The organism is Streptomyces sclerotialus, from assembly GCF_040907265.1.
In the GTDB taxonomy this organism is placed as follows: domain Bacteria; phylum Actinomycetota; class Actinomycetes; order Streptomycetales; family Streptomycetaceae; genus Streptomyces; species Streptomyces sclerotialus.
This window is the reverse complement of the sequence record NZ_JBFOHP010000002.1, coordinates 1261184-1281187: the sequence shown is the minus strand read 5'-3', so window position 1 is coordinate 1281187 and position 20004 is coordinate 1261184. Positions and strand designations below refer to the sequence as shown.

At 72.8% G+C, this 20004-nt stretch carries 16 protein-coding genes; 12 read left to right on the top strand and 4 right to left on the bottom strand.

Translation table 11 applies throughout. The features are described 5' to 3' along the window. Window positions 1–38 precede the first annotated feature (38 nt). A complete protein-coding gene (locus AAC944_RS05750) occupies window positions 39–710 on the top strand; it encodes a cysteine hydrolase family protein (protein WP_030611157.1) in 672 nt (223 codons plus the stop codon). Between the two features lie 26 nt (window positions 711–736). Here the strand turns inward: AAC944_RS05750 and AAC944_RS05745 are convergent, their stop codons facing one another. The 3 genes from AAC944_RS05745 to AAC944_RS05735 form a co-directional block, all read right to left on the bottom strand. Next, entirely contained in the window at window positions 737–1168 is a 432-nt protein-coding gene (locus tag AAC944_RS05745) for a Rieske (2Fe-2S) protein (protein WP_030611160.1), read from the bottom strand. A 278-nt stretch (window positions 1169–1446) separates the two neighbouring features. Continuing rightward, window positions 1447–2349 carry a LysR family transcriptional regulator gene (locus AAC944_RS05740; protein ID WP_030611163.1) on the bottom strand — a complete coding sequence of 301 codons (903 nt, stop codon included), beginning with the start codon at window positions 2347–2349 and terminating at the stop codon, window positions 1447–1449. A 131-nt stretch (window positions 2350–2480) separates the two neighbouring features. Beyond that, window positions 2481–4670 carry a S9 family peptidase gene (locus AAC944_RS05735; protein ID WP_051871542.1) on the bottom strand — a complete coding sequence of 730 codons (2190 nt, stop codon included), beginning with the start codon at window positions 4668–4670 and terminating at the stop codon, window positions 2481–2483. Window positions 4671–4867: 197 nt separating this feature from the next. Between AAC944_RS05735 and AAC944_RS05730 the strand changes: the two genes are divergently transcribed. The 9 genes from AAC944_RS05730 to AAC944_RS05690 all read left to right on the top strand — a co-directional run bounded on the left by AAC944_RS05730 (window position 4868) and on the right by AAC944_RS05690 (window position 16494). Then, window positions 4868–5968, top strand: coding sequence for a LacI family DNA-binding transcriptional regulator (locus tag AAC944_RS05730; protein WP_368396915.1), 1101 nt, complete (start codon window positions 4868–4870; stop codon window positions 5966–5968). 37 nt (window positions 5969–6005) lie between these two features. Further along, window positions 6006–7229: a D-mannonate dehydratase ManD gene (gene manD, locus AAC944_RS05725; RefSeq protein ID WP_030611172.1), complete on the top strand. Its 1224-nt coding sequence runs from the start codon at window positions 6006–6008 to the stop codon at window positions 7227–7229. Window position 7230: 1 nt separating this feature from the next. Continuing rightward, window positions 7231–8736 (top strand): mannitol dehydrogenase family protein, encoded by a 1506-nt coding sequence (locus AAC944_RS05720; RefSeq protein WP_037771699.1) that lies wholly within the window; start codon window positions 7231–7233, stop codon window positions 8734–8736. A gap of 228 nt (window positions 8737–8964) precedes the next feature. Beyond that, window positions 8965–10248: an extracellular solute-binding protein gene (locus AAC944_RS05715; RefSeq protein WP_030611177.1), complete on the top strand. Its 1284-nt coding sequence runs from the start codon at window positions 8965–8967 to the stop codon at window positions 10246–10248. An 11-nt stretch (window positions 10249–10259) separates the two neighbouring features. Beyond that, on the top strand, window positions 10260–11216 hold the full coding sequence (locus AAC944_RS05710; protein ID WP_030611178.1) for a carbohydrate ABC transporter permease: 957 nt from the start codon (window positions 10260–10262) through the stop codon (window positions 11214–11216). After that, window positions 11213–12064, top strand: coding sequence for a carbohydrate ABC transporter permease (locus AAC944_RS05705; RefSeq protein WP_368396914.1), 852 nt, complete (start codon window positions 11213–11215; stop codon window positions 12062–12064). Before AAC944_RS05710 ends, AAC944_RS05705 begins: the two co-directional genes overlap by 4 nt. A gap of 2 nt (window positions 12065–12066) precedes the next feature. Next, window positions 12067–12684 (top strand): hypothetical protein, encoded by a 618-nt coding sequence (locus AAC944_RS05700; protein ID WP_051871544.1) that lies wholly within the window; start codon window positions 12067–12069, stop codon window positions 12682–12684. A 19-nt stretch (window positions 12685–12703) separates the two neighbouring features. After that, entirely contained in the window at window positions 12704–15448 is a 2745-nt protein-coding gene (locus AAC944_RS05695) for an exo-rhamnogalacturonan lyase family protein (RefSeq protein ID WP_030611198.1), read from the top strand. Beyond that, a complete protein-coding gene (locus tag AAC944_RS05690; protein ID WP_037771702.1) occupies window positions 15445–16494 on the top strand; it encodes a rhamnogalacturonan acetylesterase in 1050 nt (349 codons plus the stop codon). Before AAC944_RS05695 ends, AAC944_RS05690 begins: the two co-directional genes overlap by 4 nt. 16 nt (window positions 16495–16510) lie before the next feature. Here the strand turns inward: AAC944_RS05690 and AAC944_RS05685 are convergent, their stop codons facing one another. After that, complete coding sequence (locus AAC944_RS05685; RefSeq protein ID WP_030611204.1) at window positions 16511–18406, bottom strand: rhamnogalacturonan lyase; 1896 nt, start codon at window positions 18404–18406, stop codon at window positions 16511–16513. Window positions 18407–18706: 300 nt separating this feature from the next. Between AAC944_RS05685 and AAC944_RS05680 the strand changes: the two genes are divergently transcribed. Next, a complete protein-coding gene (locus AAC944_RS05680) occupies window positions 18707–19243 on the top strand; it encodes a SigE family RNA polymerase sigma factor (protein WP_030611206.1) in 537 nt (178 codons plus the stop codon). Next, the gene (locus AAC944_RS05675) at window positions 19243–19989 is read left to right on the top strand and encodes a hypothetical protein (protein ID WP_030611209.1); all 747 of its coding nucleotides are present in this window, start codon (window positions 19243–19245) and stop codon (window positions 19987–19989) included. The genes AAC944_RS05680 and AAC944_RS05675 overlap by 1 nt, the downstream gene beginning before the upstream one ends. Window positions 19990–20004 lie beyond the last annotated feature (15 nt).

Below are 20004 nucleotides of genomic sequence, written 5' to 3'. Positions count from 1 at the left end.
GCCCAGCCCCCAGCGGCACCGGCTTCCAGGAGGTACCCATGGCCACGAACACCACGGACACCCCGGGCACGCAGGCCGCCCAGCTCGTCGAGCAGCTCGCCCCCGCGACCACCGCGCTGCTCACCGTCGAGTGCCAGAACGGCGTCGTCGGCCCGGACAGCGCGCTGCCCGAGCTGGCCGAGGCGGCCCGTGCCTCCGGTGCGCTCGCCGAGGTGGCCCGGCTGACCGCCGCCGCGCACGAGGCCGGTGTCCAGGTGCTGCACGCGGTCGCCGAGCGCCGGCCCGACGGCCGCGGCGCCAGTCGCAACGCCCGGCTGTTCCGCGCCACCGGACAGCTGCCCGTACAGCAGCTCACCGGGTCGGCCGCGGTACGGATCGCCGACCCGGTACCGGTGTCCGAGGAGGACCTGGTCGTGCGCCGGCTGCACGGGCTGTCGCCGATCGCCGGTACGGAGGTGGACGCGCTGCTGCGCAACCTCGGCGTCCGCAACCTCGTGATCGTCGGGGTCTCGGCGAACGTGGCGATACCGAACGCGGTCTTCGACGCGGTCGACCTCGGTTACACCGCGGTGGTACCGGCCGACGCCATCGCCGGGGTGCCCGCGGAGTACACCCCGGCGATGGTGCGCAACACCCTTGCCCTCGTCGCCACCGTCACCTCCACGGACGCGGTGCTCACCTGCTGGAAGCGGGCGCGTCAGGGAGCGTGAGCAGGGTGGTGGGCCGGTCCGCCCGGTCAGGCCAGTTCGATCTCGCCGCCCTCGACCTTCAGGTGCTTCACCGGCAGGCTCCTGGTGGCCGGGCCGTGCCGTACGCTGCCGTCCGCGATGGCGAACTTGCTCCCGTGACACGGGCAGTTGATCGTGCCGTCGCTGACGTCGCCCACGACGCAGCCCGCGTGCACGCAGACCGCCGAGAACCCCTTGAACTCACCCTTGGCGGGCTGGGTCACCACGACCTTCTGCGCCTTGAACACCCTGCCCCCGCCGGTGGGGATCTCCGACGTCTTGGCCAGCGGCTTTCCGGCCCCGCCGGCCCCGCCGGCTCCGCCTCCGCCGCCTCCGCCGCCCCCGCACGCGGCGAGCGCCGCGGTCAGTCCGGCGGCGCCGGCCGCGGCGACGACCGTGCGCCGGGTGCTGCCGGCACGTTCCGGTGTGGGTGAACTCATGGTGCCTCCACAGGCCCGGCCCCGGTCGGGGCCGGGACGGGTCCTGGGACCGGTGCTGCGCACCGGTCCCGCGCGGGTGTCCCTTCGCCCTTGTGAAGTTTCCATACGCACCGGGAGCCTCCGGCGTTCAGCGGCTCGGCCGTAAGGGTGGTATCGCGACGACGGGTGGTACCGCGACGACGGGTGGTGCCGCGACGACGGGTGGTACCGCGACGACGGGTGGTGACGGCGTACCGGCGGACCGGCTCCGCCACCAGCAGGCGCGCGGCCCCGGGCGCCTACGGCACGTACTCGTCCGGCGTCGGCAGCACCCGTTCCGCGACCTTCAGCACATTGCGCAGGGCCGCTGATTCGTCGTCCGCGCGCCAGGCGAGGGCGATCGGCAGCGGGGCCACCTCGCCGGACAGCGGACGGAAGGCCACATGTTCCAGGCGGATGTGGCGCGCCGACTCGACGACGAGCGCGACGCCCACCCCGGCGCCGACCAGGCCGAGGAGGTGGTAGGAGTCCGGCGCCTCCTGGATGACGCGGGGCGAGAAGCCCGCGCCGTGGCAGGCGTGCACCGTCGCGTCGCGCACCGCCGAGCCGCGCGCCGCGGGGAAGGACACGAAGTGCTCCTGCGCCAGCTCGGCGATGTCGACCACCTCGCGCGCGGCCAGGCGGTGGGAGTCCGGCAGCGCCACGATCAGCCGTTCGACGCGGACGACGCGGGAGAGGAGACCGCGGCGTACGGGGAGCGCGACGAAGCCGAGGTCCAGGGTGCCGTCGGTGATCCGGCCGAGCGCCTCGCCGGAGTGGACCTGGCCCTGCAAGGACAGCTCGATGCCGGGGAATTCGGAGGTGACCGCGCGGGTCAGCGGGGGCAGCGCCGCGTAACTGCCGGCGTCCGCGTACCCCACGGTGACCCGGCCCGCCTCGCCGAGGCTGACCGCCTGCACCGTGCGGCGTGCGGCGGAGGCGTCGGCGAGGAGGCTGCGGGCCGGCTCCAGCAGGGCCTGGCCGGCCGCGGTCAGCCGCACCGAGCGGGTGGTGCGGTCGAAGAGGGTGGCGCCCAGGTCCCGCTCCAGCAGCCGGATCTGCTGGCTGAGCGGGGACTGGGCGATGTGCAGGCGTTCCGCGGCCCGGCCGAAGTGCAGTTCCTCGGCGACGGCCACGAACCCTGAGAGATGGCGCAGTTCCACGCGCCGCACCTTCTCAGGGTGCGCGACCGCCGCTCAAGCGGGGGGTACGGACGCCCGACCGGGCGGCCGGGTTCCGGCGGTGTTCCGGCCAGACCCGGCGCGCACCGCGTACGCCCGCTCGTCCCAGGCGGTCACCCGCGGCCGCCGCAGGCGGTACGCGCGCCGGGTGCCGGGCCCGCGCCGGTGCCGAGGGCGTCCAGGAGGAAGTCGCGCTGGAAGAGGAGGAGGTTCTCGTTCACCCGGTCGTCGGCGGGGGCGTGGGTCGCGCCGGACAGCGGCAGGACCGTGTGCGGCCGGCCCGCGGCGAGCAGTTCGGCCGAGAAGCGCAGCATGTTGGCGGGTGCGACGTTGTCGTCCGCGAGGCCGTGGATCAGCATCAGCGGGCGGCGCAGCAGATGGCCGCGGCCGGTCAGCGAGGACCGGTCGTAGTTCTGCGGCTCCTTGTCGGGGTGGCCGAGGAAACGCTCCTTCCAGTACGTGTCGTACAGCCGCTGGTCGGTCGGTGCCGCGCCCGCCACCGCCGCGTGGAAGACGTCCGGGCGAAGCAGCACCGAGGCGGCGGCCAGGAAGCCGCCGAAGGACCAGCCGCGGATGGCCACCCGGGCCAGATCGAGGTCCGGGATCTGTGCGGCGGCCGCGTGCAGTGCGGCCACCTGGTCCTCCAGGGCCGGTGTCAGCTGGTCGCCGTGGATCTCCTTCTCCCACGCGGGGCCGCGGCCCGGTGTACCGCGCCCGTCGGCGACCAGCACGGCGAAGCCCTGTTCGGCGAACCACTGCGAAACACAGGCCGTCCAGTCACGGGCGGCGACCGCCAGCCGCATGCCGGGCCCGCCGTACGAGTCGAGCAGGACGGGCAGCGGGCCCGTGCCCGGCTGGTACCAGGACGGGAGGTACAGTGCGGCGCGCAACTCCCGCTCGCCGAGCAGGAGATGGCGTGGTCGCGGGGTGACGGCCGGGGGCTCAGTGAGGCAGGTGAGGACGGTGGCGGCGGGCGGCCCGCCGGCCGGGGAGGCCGTCCACGGCAGTCGGCGGACCTCGGCGTACGGCCCCTCCGGCGTCAGCCCGTGGAGGACGGCCGTGCCCCCGCGGACCACGGCGCTGTGGGTGCCCGGCCCGTCGCTCAGCCGTACCGGACCGTCCTCCTCCGGGTCGTGGCACCACACGTGGGTCTCCACGGGGTCGTCGCAGGCGGTGAAGTAGACGCGCTCGCCCTCCGTGCCGAGCACCTGGTGCACCTGGAGGCCGGCGGGCGTGACCACCTCGCCGCCGACCGTGAGGTGCCGGGTGTCCGCCGTGTCACGGGTGATCACCAGCGCGCCGGAGGCGGTCCTGGCGGGCGTGCCGGGTACCAGCTCCACCCAGGCGGGGTCGGTCCGTTCGTCGAGGAGCGAGGTGGCTCCGGTGTCCGGGTCGACGGCGAGTGTGTGCAGCGTCCGCTGGTCCCGGCACTGCACCCCTATGAGCGGCCCGTGCGCGTCCCAGCCGACGGTGGCCAGGTACTCGAACGCGGCCCGGTCCCACGCCACTTCCGTGCGGCTGCCGTCCAGCCCGTACACCCACAGGCTCACGTCGGCGTTGGCCGTGCCCGCCACGGGGTAGCGGACGGCGCGCGGCGGCCGGTCCGGGTGGGCCGGGTCGCTGATCCAGCGCAGCTGCACCGGCGTGGTGTCCACGCGCGCGACGAGCAGCCGCGCGCCGTCCGGCGCCCACCAGTGGCCGCGCGGCCGTCCCATGGACTCCGCCGCGCTGTACTCGGGGAGCCCGTAGCTGATCTCGGGGCCCTCGGGGGCGGCCAGTTGCCGGTCCCGGTACCCGGCGTCCGTACCGGCGGGGCCGTCCGGCACCGTCACGACGTGCAGCGAGCGGCCCGTCACGTAGGCGATGTGCCGCCCGCCGGGGGAGGGGCGCGGGTCGACCACGGGACCCGCTGCCGGTACCGGGAAGGGCGCCCCGCCGTCCGTGCGTACCGCCCACAGTGCGCCGCCGAGCGCGAAGACCGCGAGGCGCGCCGCGGTGTCCGTCGCGTACGCCACGACACCGGAGGAGCGTTCGCGGGCCCGTTCCCGGCGCAGCCGCTCCTCCTCCGGCACCTCCTCGCCGCTGCCCACGAGCGCCGCCGGATCGGCCAGCAGCTGTTCGCGGCCGTCCGCCAGCTGCCAGAGCCTGCCCACCGGGTCCCGGCCGCTGCCGGTACGGGTGAACAGGACGCGCTGTCCGTCGGGGGAGAGGGTGAAGTTCCGTGGCCGGCCGAGGGAGAAGCGGCGGGTGCGGGCGAATTGGCGGGGGAACGCGGCGGAGGCGTCGGAGGAAGAAGAGTCCATGAAGGAGTCCTATCGGTGCCGCGGCGGTCGGCGACAGTGAATATCGGGGCGGCGGCGGGGACCGGTTCTCTTGCGACCGGCCGTCGGCAAGCGGTTCGGCAAACCTTCGGCAAGCATTGACAAGTTTGCGCAACGCCTGCTGACATGATCACGCGTCGGCGGTGCCCCGTCCGGCCGTCCCCGCGAGCAAGGCAGCCATGTCTCCGATGTCTCCGACCCTGACCGACGTCGCCCGCCACGCCGAAGTGGCCCTGTCCACGGCGTCCCGGGCGTTCAGCGATCCCGGCCGGCTGCGCCCGGAGACCTTGCGCAAGGTGCTGGCCGCCGCACAGGAGCTGGGGTACCGGCCGGCCGCGCCCCGGGCGTCCGAGGCGTCCGCCGGGCGCGCGGACACCACCGTCGCGGTGGTCGTACCGGACATCGCCAACCCGGTCTTCGGCGCGTTCGTCAAGGCGGCCCAGAACGCGCGCGTGCCGCAGCGGCAGACGGTCGTCCTCGCCGACACCGACTTCGATCCGGACCGCGAGCGGGCGCTGCTGACCCGCCTGCGTGACCAGGCCGACGGCCTGGTGGTGTGCTCGCCGCGGCTGCCCGCCGACGAGGTGCTCACGCTGTGCGGCCGTACTCCGGCCGTCCTGGTCAACCGCGAGACCACCGGGACGGACTGCGTGCTCGCCGAGGCGGAGGACGGCCTGCGGCAGGCCGTCGAGCACCTCGCGGCGCTCGGCCACCGGCGGCTCGCCCACGTCCCGGGCACCCGGCACTCCTGGTCCAGCGCCCGGCGGGCGGAACTCGTCCGCGCGCAGGCCGCACGCGTCGGCCTGGAGGTCGAGCTGCTGGGCCGGCAGTCCGAGACCGTGGCCGGCGGCACCGCGGCGGCGGCCGGCGTGATCGCCTCCGGCGCGTCCGCGGTGATCACCCACAACGACCTGATGGCGCTCGGCGTGATCACAGGCGCCCGGGCCCTGGGCGTCCGCGTCCCCGAGGAGCTCAGCGTCGTCGGCATCGACGACATCCCGTTCGCCGCCGTCGCGCACCCGGCTCTCACCAGCATCGCCGTCCCGATGGACCGGGCCGGGACGCTCAGCGTCGACCTGCTGGCCCGTGCCGTCGCCGGCGACCGGCAGACGCCCCGGGTGCTGCGGCTGCCCACCCAGCTCGTCGTCCGCGGTTCGACGGGACCGGCCCCCGCCGGTTCCGCGCAGCGCAGCGCGAAGCACACCGCGACGCGCACTGCGAAGCACCCCGAGAAGCACCCCGGGAAACACACCGAGAAGCACACCGAGGAGCCCGTATGAAGTGCGCAGTGCGGAAGCCGGAAGGGGCCACGGTCCGGTGAGCGGCGTCGACAGCATCACCGCCGTCGAGACCGTGCTCACCAGCCCGGGACGCAACTACGTCATCCTCAAGATCACCACCCGGGAGGGCCTCGTCGGCTGGTCCGACGCCACCCTCAACGGCCGCGAACTCGCCGTCGCCGCCTACCTGCGGGACCACATCGCCCCGCTGCTCATCGGCCGCGACCCGGCCCGCATCGAGGACACCTGGCAGTACCTCTACCGCGGCGCCTACTGGCGGCGCGGCCCGGTCACCATGACCGCCGTCGGTGCCGTCGACATCGCCCTCTGGGACATCAAGGGCAAGGCCACCGGCCAGCCCGTCTACCAGCTGCTCGGCGGCGCGGTCCGCGACCGGGTGCTCACCTACACCCACGCCACCGGCTGGGACGTCCCGCAGCTGCTGGACTCGCTCGACGCGCAGCGCGAGCGCGGCTTCCGTGCCGTCCGCGCCCAGTTCGGCGTGCCCGGCCTCGACCTCGTCTACGGAGTGAGCAAGGACGGCACGGGATACGAACCCGCGGGGCGCGGCGCCGCACCGGTCGAAGAGGTCTGGGACGCCGACGCCTACCTGCGGCACGCCCCCGCCGCGCTCGCGGCGGCCCGCGCCCACGTGGGCCCCGAACTGAAGCTGCTGCACGACGCGCACCACCGCCTCTCCCCCGGCCAGGCGGCCCGCCTCGGCCGCGCCGTCGAGGACGTCGGTCTGTACTGGCTGGAGGACGTCACCCCGGCCGAGAACCAGGAAGTACTGCGCCACGTACGGCAGCACACCACGGTGCCGCTGGCGATCGGCGAGGTCTTCCACACCGTCTGGGAGTGCCAGACGCTGATCACCGAGCAGCTGATCGACTTCGTGCGGACCTGCGTCACGCACGCCGGCGGCATCAGCCACCTGCGGCGGATCGCGGCACTCGCCGAGGTCTGGCAGATCCAGCTGGGCCCGCACGGCCCGTCCGACGTCTCCCCGGCCGCGCTCGGCGCCTCGCTCCACGTCGGGCTGGCCACCCCGAACTTCGCGATCCAGGAGTACATGGGGTACGCGCCGGAGGTCCACGAGGTCTTCCGGCACGCCTGGAGCTACGCCGACGGACACCTGCACCCGGGCGACGCACCCGGCATCGGCGTCGAGGTCGACGAAGCCCTCGCCGCCCGCTTCCCCTACGAACCCGCCTACCTGCCCGTGGCCCGGCGCCGCGACGGCTCCATGACGGACTGGTGACATGACCCGCACCGCACTTCCCCGCCTCGGTTCCACGACCGTCCCCCGCAGCGCCCTGCTCAACCCCCGGACACCCGCCGAGACCGGCATCGTGCACCTCGGACTCGGCAACTTCCACCGCGCCCACCAGGCCGTCCACACGGCCGCCGCGCTCGCGCACAGCGACGGCCCCTGGGGCATCCTCGGCGTCGCGAACCGCTCGGCCGGCGTCGCCGACGCACTGCGCGCACAGGACCACCGGTACGCCGTGGTGGAGATCGCCCCCACCCGGACCCGGGTCACCGTCCCCGCCGTCCACATCGGCACCCTCGTCGCGGACCGGCAGCCGGACGCGGTACTCGACGCCATCGCGGCGCCCGCCACCGCACTGCTCACGCTGACCGTCACCGAACACGGCTACACCTACTCGCCGCGCACCCACGGCCTGGACCTGGACCACCCCGGCGTCCAGGCGGACCTGCGCGGCGACGCGCCGCCGGTCACCACCATCGGGCGGATCGTCCGCGGCCTGCAGCGGCGGCAGCGTGCGCACGCCGCCCCGATCACCGTCCTGAGCTGCGACAACCTGGTGAGCAACGGCGCGCAGACCGGCCGCCTCGTGCGCGAGTTCGCGCACGCCCTGCCCGCCGCCGAACGCGACGAGCTGGCCGGCTGGCTGGACGCCGCGGTGGCGTTCCCCGACTCCATGGTCGACCGGATCGTCCCGGCCACCACCGACACCTACCGCGAAGCGGTCGCCGCGCACCTAGGCGTCCGGGACGCCGTACCGGTACCGGCCGAGCCGTTCAGCATGTGGGTACTGGAGGACCGCTTCGCCGCGGGCCGCCCCGCCTGGGAGCACGGCGGCGCGCTCTTCACCGACGACGTCGAGCCGTACGAACTGCTCAAGCTCCGGCTGCTCAACGGCACCCACTCGCTGATCGCCTACCTCGGCGCGCTGGACGGCCGGGACACCGTCCCCGCATCGGTCGCCCGGCCGTACGTCGCCGAGGCGGCCCGGCACGTGCTGTACGAGGAGTACCTGCCGACGCTGACCGTCCCCGCCGCCGTCGACGCGGACGCCTACATCGCGCAGCTCTTCGAGCGGTGGGCCAACAGCGCGCTGGGCCACCGCACCCGCCAGGTCGGCTCCGACGGTTCGGTGAAGCTCCGTCAGCGCGTGCCGGAGCCCGCCCTCTTCCATCTGCGGGCCGGGCGGATGCCGCACCATCTCGCGCTCACCGTGGCCGCGTACCTGTGCTGCGTGGCGCCCCCGGCGGGCCTCACCCCGGGGCTGCACGCCGACGCCATGCGTGACCCGGCGCGCGTCTCGCTCGCCGGGGCCGCGGGCCGCACGTCCGGCACCCGTTCCTTCGTCGACGCCGTGCTGGACGGCGGGCTGCTCGGCGCGGACCTGGCCGGCCACCCGGAGTTCGCCGCCCGCGTCGCGGAACTCGTCGACGTGCTCACCCGCCACGGCGTCGCCGCGGCGGTGGCCGACGCCGCCCGCGCCGCGGAAGCCGCCTGACGTCCGGACGGGCCGGTACCGCCTCGGTCCCTTCATGGGCGTCTCCTGGCCCCTGGGCTATGAATCGATTCATAGCCCAGGGGCCGGTCCGTTCCCGCTTCCGTCTCCGATTCTGTCCAATCCGTTGACCCCGCCGCCATCCGTCCTTACCTTGTGGCGGCAAGCGCTTTCTTTAACGATTCAACTCTGAGCGGTGTGTCGGGTCACGACACGAGGCGGAGGACGACTGTGCGTGCCAGTGGGAGAGTTGACCGGCGCAGCCTGCTCAAGATCACGGGCGGCTCGGTCGCCGCCCTCGGTCTGACGGCGGCAGGCTGCGGCACCGGCGGGGGATCGGCGGACGGTACCGTCACGATCCGGTACGCGTGGTGGGGCGCCGACGACCGGGCCAAGCGGATCAACCGGAGCATCGAGCTCTTCGAGAAAAAGCACCCCAAGATCAAGGTCAAGACCGACTTCCAGGACTACGTGGCGTTCTGGGAGAAGTTCCAGACCCAGGCGGCCGGCGGCAACCCGCCGGACGTGTTCCAGTGCGCCATCGCCTTCCTGCGGAAGTACGACAAGCGGGGCGTGCTGCTCGACCTCAAGCAGCAGGCCGATGCGGGCAACCTCAAGATGACGGGCTTCCGCTCGGGCCTGGAGAAGGTCGGCGAGGTCGACGGCAAGCTGCTCGGCGTGCCGGTCGGCTCCAACACGATGTCCCTCGTCATCGACGAGAAGGTCTTCGAGAAGGCCGGCATCACGCCGAAGCAGGGCTGGACCTGGGACGAGTACTTCGCCGCGCTGAAGAAGATCCGCGACACCCAGCACCGCGCCGGTGACAGCGGCTACTTCGGCGTCATGTACCTCTACGACCTCTACCTGCGGCAGCAGGGCAAGGCGTTCTTCACCGAGAAGGGCCTGGGCTTCGACGAGACCGACCTGCGGGAGTGGTGGGCCGACGGCTACGACGCGGTGCGCTCAGGCCTGGTCGCCGACCCCAAGAAGGTCGTCCAGATCGCGCCCAAGTCGGCGGTCTCCGACGGCATCGCGGGCTCGGAGTTCACCTGGGACAACTTCTCCGTACGGTACGACTCGGAGGGGAACAGCACCTACGGGCTCGCGCCCGTCCCGACCACCGACGGCAAGAAGACCGGGCAGTACCTCTCGTCCCTGATGCTGAGCGCCTCGGCCCGCACCAAGTACCCGCAGCAGGTGGCGCAGTTCATCAACTTCATGGTGCACGATCCCGAGGTCGGAAAGATCATGGGGTACGACCGCGGCATCCTCGCGACGGAGGCGCAGTACCAGGCCTTCGAGCCGACCGACCCGGTGAACAAGGCGATCGCCGCGTACGAGGAGAAGACCGCGGCGGCCGGAGTCTTCGGGCCGGTCACCCCGCACCCCGCGGGCGCCGACACCGTCGAGGCCGCCTTCCTGCGGATCGGGACGGACCTCGGCGTGGGGAAGACCGAGCCCGCCGACGCCGTGCGGCAGTTCTTCTCCGAGGCGAAGTCCGCCCTGGCCGGCTGAGGGGAAGCGCAGTGACGCTCGTCAAGGCTCCACCCGGCCGCGTGCGGACGCGGCACCCCGCGGCCCCGGCCGCCCTGCGGCGGCGCGACCGCCGCGACAACCTCGCGGGCTACCTCTTCATGTCCCCCTGGATCGCGGGGTTCCTCCTGCTCACCGCGGGACCGATGATCGCCTCGCTCTACTTCGCGTTCACCGACTACAACCTCTTCAACACCCCGTCGTGGATCGGCCTGGACAACTTCACGCAGATGTTCGCCGACCCGCGGTGGCGCAAGTCGGTCGAGGTCACCGCCGAGTACGTGGTCATCGGCACGCCGCTGAAGCTGCTGCTCGCGCTCGGCGTGGCGCTGCTGCTCGCCCGGAACGGGCGGGGGCAGGGCTTCTACCGGGCCGCCTTCTACGCCCCCTCGCTCATCGGCGCGAGCGTCACCGTCGGCTTCGTCTGGCGCGCGCTCTTCTCCGACGACGCGATCGTCGACCGCGCGCAGTCCTTCCTCGGCCTGCACGTGGGCGGCTGGGTCGGCGACCCGGAGTGGGTGCTCTACAGTCTGGCGGCGCTCACCGTGTGGCAGTTCGGCGCCCCCATGGTCATCTTCCTGGCCGGGCTCAAGCAGGTGCCGCGTGAGCTGTACGAGGCGGCGGCGGTGGACGGCGCGGGACCGCTGCGGCGGTTCTGGAGCGTCACCCTGCCGATGATCTCGCCGGTGCTGTTCTTCAACGTCCTGCTGGAGACCATCCACGCCTTCCAGATCTTCGGCTCGGCGTACGTGGTCTCCAACGCCACCTGCGGCCCGGCCGACTCGGCCCTTGTCTACACCTGTTACCTGTACCAGAAGGGCTTCAAGGAGGCTCAGATGGGATTCGCCTCCGCGATGGCCTGGATGCTGCTGCTCGCCGTGGCACTGGTGACGGCGGTGCTGTTCTGGTCCCAGAAGCGGTGGGTCCACTACGAGGAGGCAGCCCGGTGAGCGCCATCGGTACGTCCCGCCGGCGCGCCGGCATCGCCTGGCACCTCGGTGCCCTGACGGTCCTCGCGGTCGTCCTCTATCCGGTGGTGTGGGTCATCGGTGCCGCGTTCAAGCCCAGCGCCGAGATCGTCGGCAGCCTGGAGCTGTTCCCGGTCCGTCCCGTCCTGGACAACTTCCGCGGTCTGGCGGACGGGATCGCGGACATCCCGATCGCCACGTTCTTCGGCAACTCACTGTTCTACGCGGTGGGTTCCGTCGTCGGTGTGCTCATCTCGGCGTCGCTGACGGCGTACGCGTTCGCCAAGATCCGGTTCGCCGGGCGGAAGCTGATGTTCACGCTGATGATCGGCACGCTGCTGCTGCCGTACCACGTGCTGCTGATCCCGCAGTACGTGATGTTCCAGAAGCTCGAACTGATCAACACCTATGTGCCGCTGCTGATCGGGAAGTACCTGGCCACTGAGGCGTTCTTCGTCTTCCTGATGGTCCAGTTCATGCGCAACCTGCCGCGCGAACTGGACGAGGCGGCCCGCCTCGACGGCTGCGGGCACCTGCGGATCTACTGGTCCGTCGTGCTGCCGCTGTGCCGCCCGGCCCTCATCACCAGCGCGATCTTCACGTTCATCAACGCCTGGAACGACTTCATGGGCCCGCTGATCTACCTCAACGAGCCGGGCAAGTACACCGTCTCGCTCGGGATGATGATGTTCCGGGACCAGGAGGGCGTGGCCAACTACGGCGGCATGATCGCGATGGCGCTGGTGGCGCTGCTGCCCGTGCTGGCCTTCTTCCTCGCCTTCCAGCGGTATCTGATCGACGGCATGGCGACGTCCGGACTGAAGGGCTGACCATGACGGAGTCCCGTTTCCGGGAGCGGTTCGGGCTCTTCGCCGAGATGCTGCTGACCGGGGTGTGGATCGGCCTGGCCGCGGTGCCGCTGGTCACCTACCCGGCGGCGTTCGCGGCGGGCGCCCGTCACCTGCGGCGGTACACGAGCCATCAGCCGTCCGGCTTCCGGCAGTTCGCGGCCGACGCACGGGCTGCCGCCCGCAAGGGCTGGGTGGTCGGTGCCGGCGGCTGGTCGGCCTGCTGGCTGATCCGGCTGGACCTGGAGGCGGTACGCAACGGCCTGCCCGGGGGTCCGCTGGTGGGCGTGGCCGGCGTCCTCGCGCTGTGCGGGGCCGCCGTGACGGGCCTGCGGGCGGCCGCGGCCTGGGAACCCGGTGCGTCCTGGCGGGTGCTGCTCACCGCCGCGGGCCGGCGCACGGTCCTCGACCCGGCCGGGTCCTTCCTTCTGGTGTGCGGGATGGCCGTGGTCGCCGTCTCGGCCTGGTTCAGCCCGCCGCTGGCCGTCCCGGTGCTCGGCGCACTCGCCGCGGCGGCGCTCGCCGTGGAGGAACGGTACGGGCGGCGTCGGACCCCGGCGGGCCGCACCGCCACCGCTGTCGACCCTTCGGTCACCCCCTAGCGAACGGAAAGGCACAACGATGTCTCCGATCCCCCGCAGAGCGATCCTGAAGGCGGCCGCCGTCGCCGGTGCCGCCGCCCAGTTCAGCTGGGCCCTCGGCAGTGTCCCGGCAGCCGCCGCCGACGGGCCCGGCAAGCGGGCCGCCGGCGGCCCCGTCGAGCTGACCTGGCTGGAGGACGGCGGCCTCGGCGCGGCGCCGGGCTCGACCGTCGGCGTGCCCTGGCCCAAGGGCGCGTACGAGGCGGACCAGACGTTCACGCTCACCGACGGCGGCGGCAAGGCCGTGCCCGTACAGACCTGGCCGCTGGCGTACTGGCCCGACGGCTCCCTGAAGTGGACCGCGCACGCCGTGGGACCGCAGTCCGCCGCGGAGAAGTACACGATCGAGGCCGGTACCCCCGCGGCGCCCGCGGAGAAGGTCACCGCAGCGCGCAAGGGCGGCACCGTCGACGTCTCCACGGGTGTGATCACGGCCCGGATCGGCACGAGCGGCGCCACGCTCGTGAAGTCCGTCCGCCGGGGCGCCACCGAGATCGCCAAGGACGGCCGGCTGGTCCTGCTGCGCCAGGGCGAGATCGGGGACGGCGACCAGGGCACCGAGAAGTACGAGCGCTTCGAGAGCGCGATCGGCGACGTGACGGTCGAGCAGGACGGGCCGGTCCGGGCGGTCGTCCGGATCGACGGCAAGCACCGCCGCGGCAACCGGTCCTGGCTCCCGTTCTCCGTCCGGCTGTACTTCTACGCGGGCGCCGAGTCGTTCCGCATGGTCCACACGATCACGTACGACGGGAAGCAGGAGCCCGGCAAGGCGAGCGGGGACTTCATCCGCGGGCTCGGCGTGCGCTTCACCGTGCCGATGCGCGACGCGGCGTACGACCGGCACATCCGCATCGGCGGCGACGGCACCGGCCTGCTGCGCGAGGCGGTCAAGGGCATCACCGGGCTGCGCCGCGACCCGGGCGCCGCCGTGCAGACCGCCCAGTTCGAGGGGAAGAAGCTGCCCGACCCGGCCACCTGGGACCAGCGGGTCACCAGCCGGCTGCACCTCATCCCCGAGTGGGGCGACTACACCCTCTCCCAGCTCTCCGCCGACGGCTTCACCCTCCGCAAGCGCACCAAGAAGGGCCACGGCTGGATCCCGGCCGGCGGCGGGCGCCGGGCCTCGGGATTCGGTTACGTGGGCGGGGCGAGCGGCGGACTCTCCTTCGGGCTGCGCGACTTCTGGGAGAAGCACCCGGCCGGACTCGACATCCGCGGCGCGCAGACCGAGGAGGCCGAGGTCACCCTCTGGCTGTGGTCGCCCGAGGCCCAGCCCATGGACCTGCGCTTCTACCACGACGGCATGGGCCAGGACACCTACGCCGAACAGCTCGAAGGCCTCAACATCACCTACGAGGACTACGAGCCGGAGTTCGGCACGCCGTACGGCATCGCCCGCACCAGCGAGCTCCTCTTCTGGGCGCACGACGCCACCCCCGCCGCCGACACGCTCGCGCGGCAGGTCGAAGCCGTCCGCACGCCGCCCCAACTGAGCGCTCCGCCGCGGCAGTTCATCACCGCCGGGGTGTTCGGACCCGGCCTCTACGCCGAGCCGGACCGCTCCACCCCCGCCAAGGCGAAGATCGAGGACCACCTCGACTTCCTCTTCACCTACTACCAGGACCAGGTGGAGCAGCGGCGCTGGTACGGCTTCTGGGACCACGGCGACGTGATGCACTCCTACGACACGGCCCGCCACCAGTGGCGCTACGACGTCGGCGGATACGCCTGGGACAACTCCGAGCTCTCGCCCGACCTCTGGCTCTGGTACGCCTACCTGCGCTCCGGGCGTGCCGACATCTTCCGCTTCGCCGAGGCCATGACCCGGCACACCGGCGAGGTCGACGTCTACCACCTCGGCAAGTGGGCGGGCCTGGGCACCCGGCACGGTGTCCAGCACTACGCCGACAGCGCCAAGCAGCAGCGCATCGCCAACACCACCTACCGCCGCTTCTACTACTTCCTCACCGCCGACGAGCGGGTCGGCGACCTGATGCACGCCAACGTCGACTCCGACGAGACGTTCCTCGTCCTCGACCCGCAGCGCAAGGTACGCCCCGACCCCGACTACAAGCCCGACCGGCACGCCCTCTCCATCGGCTTCGGCACCGACTGGTCGGGCCTGGTGTCGGCCTGGCTGACGGAGTGGGAACGGCGCGGGCCCAAGTGGCGCAAGGCCAGGGCGCGGGTGCTCTCCACGATGGAGACGATCGCGGCCCAGCCCAACGGCTTCGTGCAGGGCAGCGGGCTGTACGACCTGGACACCGGGAAGTTCGCCGTCGCGGAGAAGCCGGCCGTGAGCGTCTCCCACCTCTCCGCGGTCTTCGGCCTCAACGAGCTGTGTGCCGAGCTGATCGACCTGGTCGACAACGAGAAGTTCGAGCAGGCCTACCTCGACTACTGCCGCTACTTCAACGCCACCAAGGCCGAGCAGAAGGCCCGCTACGGCACCGACTTCGGCAGCCTGATCCTCTTCCAGGGCCACTCGCGGCTCGACGCGTACGCGGCCCGCCGCACGGGGGACGAGAAGCTCGCCCAGCGCGCATGGGACAAGTTCCTCCGCTCCGACGGCTACACCGAGTCCGCACCGTGGAAGACGGAGAAGGTGTCGGGCCCTGCCGCCCTCGTCCCCGGCAGCGAGGCGGCCTGGGTCTCCACCAACGACACCGCCCTCTACGGCCTCGCCGCCATCGAGAACCTGGCGCTGCTGGGGGAGCCCAGATGAGCCGTGCGCGACGTACCGCGCTGTGCGCCCTGGTGGCGGCCCTCGCCGTCGGCGGCCTGACCGCCGCCCCGGCGCGGGCCGCCGCGCCCCACGGCCCCTGCACGACCGGAGCCGCCGGGATCAGCTGCCACTTCGACGTGCCGCCGGGCACGTACGACGTGTCGGTACTGCTCGGCGGCGGGGCGGCGGCGCGCACCTCCGTCACCGCCGAGACCCGCCGCGCGATGCTGCCGGAGACGGCCACCGCGGCGGGCCGTACGGTCCGCCGGTCCTTCACCGTCGACGTCCGCACGCCCGAGGGCGAGCCGGCCGGCGCCACCGGCAGCCCCGGCCTCGACCTCACCTTCGGCGGCGCGGCCCCGGCCCTCGCCGGCATCCGTGTCACCCCGGCCCCTGCCCGCTCGGCGCGCAAGGTCCTGCTCGTCGGCGACTCGACCGTCTGCGACCAGGCGGGCGCGCCGTACGCCGGGTGGGGCCAGCAGCTGCCGCAGTACCTGCGCCGGGGCGCCGTCGTCGCCAACCACGCCGACTCCGGCGAGAGCACCGTCTCCTACCTCGCCGACCCGCGGTTCTTCGACACCGTCGAGGCCCGCATCCACCGCGGCGACCTCGTCCTCGTCCAGCTCGCCCACAACGACAAGCAGACCGACGAGACCACCTACCGCACCCGTCTCACCGCCATGGTCGACCGCGTCCGCGCCCGTGGCGGCCGCCCCGTCCTGGTGACCCCGATCGTGCGCCGCTGGTTCAACGCCGACGGCACGCTGAACAACCCCACCGCGCTGCTGGTCAACGGCCTGGGCGTGGACCACCCCGCGGTGATCAGGAGCGTCGCCGCCGACCTCGGCGTACCGCTGATCGACCTCACCGCGCGGACCAAGCAGCTCGTCGAGTCGCTGGGCACGGAGGCCTCCAAGGCGCTGTACCTGACCGCCGAGGCGCGTGACAACACGCACACGTCGACGCACGGCGCCACGGTGTACGCGGCGCTCGTGCGGGACGCACTGCGGGCACAGCACCTGCTGCCGGACGACACCGTGCGGTGAGGGTGTCCGGTACGGCCTACGGCGTGGTGATCTGCGGGCGGGGCGCGGTCGCCATGCCGTTGCCGAGGAAGAAGCTCGGGTGCGGCGGCTGGTTGTAGCCGGAGTTCTGCCAGGCCAGGCCGGTGCGGTACATGGTGTCGTGCAGCAGGGTGGTGATTTTGGTGCTGGTCTCGTGCGGTGTGGAGTAGATCCGCAGGTTGCGGTTGTCGGAGGTGCGCCAGACGACCTCCTCGCGCCAGTCGCCGAGGATGTCGCCGGACAGCACCGGGGTCGCCTTGGTGCCGTTGTTGGCGGACACCGACGCGCCGGTCAGCAGGCGGGTCTCGCCGCCCGTGCCGTACTTGTCGATGCGGGTGCCGTCGAGGAGTTCCCGGGTGGTGTCACCGTCCCACCAGCTGAGGAAGTTCGCCGAGGACGGCTCACGGCCCTTGGCGGCGCCCGCCTCGTCCCGTACGGAGGTGTCGGACGCGGACCACACTTCGGCGCCGTCGTTGCCGGACCAGATGTCACCGGCCACGCCGCGCCCGTTGTCGCAGCAGGCGGCGAGCTTCCAGCGGACCGAGCCGTTCTTCGGGTCGAGGTACAGCTCGGCGGGCTGGCCGGTGGACTCGGAGACCTTGAAGTACTCCAGGCCCGCCGTGCCCGGGTCGAGGTCGCCGAGGTGCTGGGCGTCACCGTGCCCGGTCCTCGCGGTCCACAGCCCGCTGCCGTTGTCGTCCACCGTCATCGAGCCGTAGACGATCTCGTCCTTGCCGTCGCCGTCCACGTCGCCGACGGAGAGGCTGTGCGAGCCCTGTCCGTCGTAGCCCTTGCCCTTGTTGGTGGAGGAGTCGGTGTCGAAGGTCCAGCGGCGGGTGAAGGCGCCGTTCCGCCAGTCCCAGGCCGCGATCACACTGCGGGTGTAGTAGCCGCGCGCCATGATCAGCGAGGGCCGGGTGCCGTCCAGGTAGGCGGTCCCGGCGAGGAACCGGTCCACGCGGTTGCCGTAACTGTCGCCCCAGGAGGCGACGTTGCCGCGCGCGGGCACGTAGTCGGTGGTGCCCATCGCGGCGCCCGTCCGGCCGTTGAACATGGTCAGGTACTCCGGTCCGGACAGCACGTACCCACTGCTGTTGCGGTGGTCGGCGGAGGCGGTGCCGATCGCCTTCCCCTGTCCGTCGACGGTGCCGTCCGCCGTCTTCATGGCGACCTCGGCCTGGCCGTCGCCGTCGTAGTCGTACACCTGGAACTGGGTGTAGTGCGCGCCGGAGCGGATGTTGCGGCCCAGGTCGACGCGCCACAGCCGGGTGCCGTCGAGCCTGATGCCGTCCACGATCGTGTTGCCGGTGTAGCCGGACTGGGAGTTGTCCTTGGCGTTGGTGGGCTGCCACTTCAGGACGAAGTCCAGCGCGCCGTCCCCGTCCAGGTCGCCCACCGACGCGTCGTTGGCCTCGTAGGTGTACGCCACGCCGTCCGGTGTGGTGCCGCCCGCCGGCGGTGTGATCGGTACGTCCTTGTAGCCGGCGCGGAACTGCACGGCGTGCACGGAGTCGCCCTGCTCCACGCCGTTCACGACCGCGCGGACGGTGTAGTCGGCCTGCTCGGGCGCACCGGCGTGGAAGTAGTTCGTCGAGCCGGTGACGGGGGAGGAGTTGACCTTCGTGCCGGCCCGGTAGACGTTGAAGGAGACGTTGTCCGGGTCGGTGCCCAGCCAGCGCCAGCTGACCAGGTTGCCGTTGCCGGTGTGGACGCTGACCACGCCGCGGTCGAGCTGCTCGGCCTGCCGGGCGGGCGCCGCGGACGCGGTGTCCGGCAGCGCGGCGAGCCCCGCGGCGGCGAGCGTGCCGGCCACCACGGCGGTGACCAGGGCGCGCCGGCGGTCGCTCCGTGGTCTGTGCCGGTGGCGGTGGCCGGGAAGGGGCGGCTGCTGCATGGTGCCTCCTGCGGTGGCTGGGGGGTGTGGGAGTGTTCCCGTGTGCTCCGGTGGGAGCCGGGCGCAGAAGGGTTGCCGCCCAACGGCCGTTCCGGGCCGCTGTTTTCGGCCATCCGTGGTCTGCGGTGTCACCACTCCGGTCCGTCCCGTCCCGGCCGTTGCCCGGCGTCGCGCATGCCTCTAGCCTGTGTTCGCGATTCCGCTTAGTGACCGACATCTCGAACAGGGGAGACGTGGGTGAACGGTCGGGCAAGGACTGACCTCCGCGGCGATCCAGGCGCGGGACAGGTGACCTGGGCGGTGGAGCAGCCGACGGGGCGCCCCGACGCCGCCGTGGAGTTCCGCGCGTTCTTCGAGCGGTACTACGCCGAACTCGCCCGGCTCGCACGGCTGCTGACCGGTGACACCGAAGGCGCCGACGATCTGGCGGCGGACGCGCTGGTCGCGCTCTGGCACCGCTGGGACCGGGTACGCGCCGCCGACCACCCCGCCGCGTACGCCCGGGGAGTCGTCGCCAACCTGGCCCGCAGCCACATCCGCAGCGCGATCCGCGAACGCCGCCGGATCGCCCTCTTCTGGGCGCAGTGCTCCGAGCACGCCGACGCGCCGGACGTGCCCGCCGTCGTCGACGTGCAGCAGGCACTGCGCACCCTGCCGTTCCGCAAGCGGGCCTGTGTCGTGCTGCGGCACGCATTCGACCTGTCCGAACGGGAAACCGCGCTCGCCCTCGGCATCTCGGTCGGTACGGTGAAGAGCCAGACCTCCAAGGGGATGGCGCAGCTGGAACGGCTGCTGGGGGCCCGCGCCGCCGGGGAACTCGTCGCCAGGAGGACGTGATGGACCAGCTGGGCCGACAGCTGCGGCAGGCCGCCGCGGCCCACCGCCCGGACCGGGAGCGGATGCTGGCCCGGGTCGAGCGCGGTATGGCAACGCCCGGGGAGCGGGCCCCGCAGCGCTCCGGCCGGACGGCGCCGTGGCTGCGGATCGCGGGCGCGACAGCGGCCGTCGCCGGGGTGCTGGCGGCCGGCGGCTACGGCGTGTCCGCGATGCTGCCCGACCGCGGGGGCGAAGCCCTGCACGTCGCTCCGCCCGCACACACCGCTCAGCCCTCGCACACCGCTCCGCCCTCGCACGGTGCCTCGCCCGGTACGTCCGGGCGCGGCGGCCCGCCGCCCGCCCTCCGCACCGAGGACGGCCCGCTGTGGAGCGACGGCTCCGTGGACCCGCACAGCAACGATTACTGGGCCCAGAGCAATGTCACCGTCCAGACGGCGAAGCGGCTGACCTCGCTCACCGTGGAGCTGCGCGTCGCGCGTACCGAAGGCGTGCGGCCGACCGGCGCGTGGCGCACACTGCCCGCACGCGACTTCACCTTCACCACCGGGACCGAGGGCGGCTTTCTCGTCTACCGCTGGACGCTGAAGGACGGCCGTACGGTGCCCGCCGGCCGGCATGTCTTCGCGGGGCAGTACGACCACGCGCCCGGCGGCCGGGACGCCGCCGCCGACAGCTACGCGGCCACCGCGCGGTACGGCGGGGAACGGGCATCGGTGCACGGCGACTTCGCGCCGCGCCGCGACTGAGACAGGCCGGGAGGA

Excerpts from the sequence above, each read along its gene's own strand:
- AAC944_RS05675 (WP_030611209.1), top strand. The coding sequence starts at position 19,243 with ATGGACCAGCTGGGCCGACAGCTGCGGCAGGCCGCCGCGGCCCACCGC.
- AAC944_RS05745 (WP_030611160.1), bottom strand. The coding sequence starts at position 1,168 with ATGAGTTCACCCACACCGGAACGTGCCGGCAGCACCCGGCGCACGGTC.
- AAC944_RS05730 (WP_368396915.1), top strand. The coding sequence starts at position 4,868 with ATGTCTCCGATGTCTCCGACCCTGACCGACGTCGCCCGCCACGCCGAA.
- AAC944_RS05720 (WP_037771699.1), top strand. The coding sequence starts at position 7,231 with ATGACCCGCACCGCACTTCCCCGCCTCGGTTCCACGACCGTCCCCCGC.
- AAC944_RS05750 (WP_030611157.1), top strand. The coding sequence starts at position 39 with ATGGCCACGAACACCACGGACACCCCGGGCACGCAGGCCGCCCAGCTC.
- AAC944_RS05685 (WP_030611204.1), bottom strand. The coding sequence starts at position 18,406 with ATGCAGCAGCCGCCCCTTCCCGGCCACCGCCACCGGCACAGACCACGG.
- AAC944_RS05700 (WP_051871544.1), top strand. The coding sequence starts at position 12,067 with ATGACGGAGTCCCGTTTCCGGGAGCGGTTCGGGCTCTTCGCCGAGATG.
- AAC944_RS05735 (WP_051871542.1), bottom strand. The coding sequence starts at position 4,670 with ATGGACTCTTCTTCCTCCGACGCCTCCGCCGCGTTCCCCCGCCAATTC.
- AAC944_RS05690 (WP_037771702.1), top strand. The coding sequence starts at position 15,445 with ATGAGCCGTGCGCGACGTACCGCGCTGTGCGCCCTGGTGGCGGCCCTC.
- AAC944_RS05695 (WP_030611198.1), top strand. The coding sequence starts at position 12,704 with ATGTCTCCGATCCCCCGCAGAGCGATCCTGAAGGCGGCCGCCGTCGCC.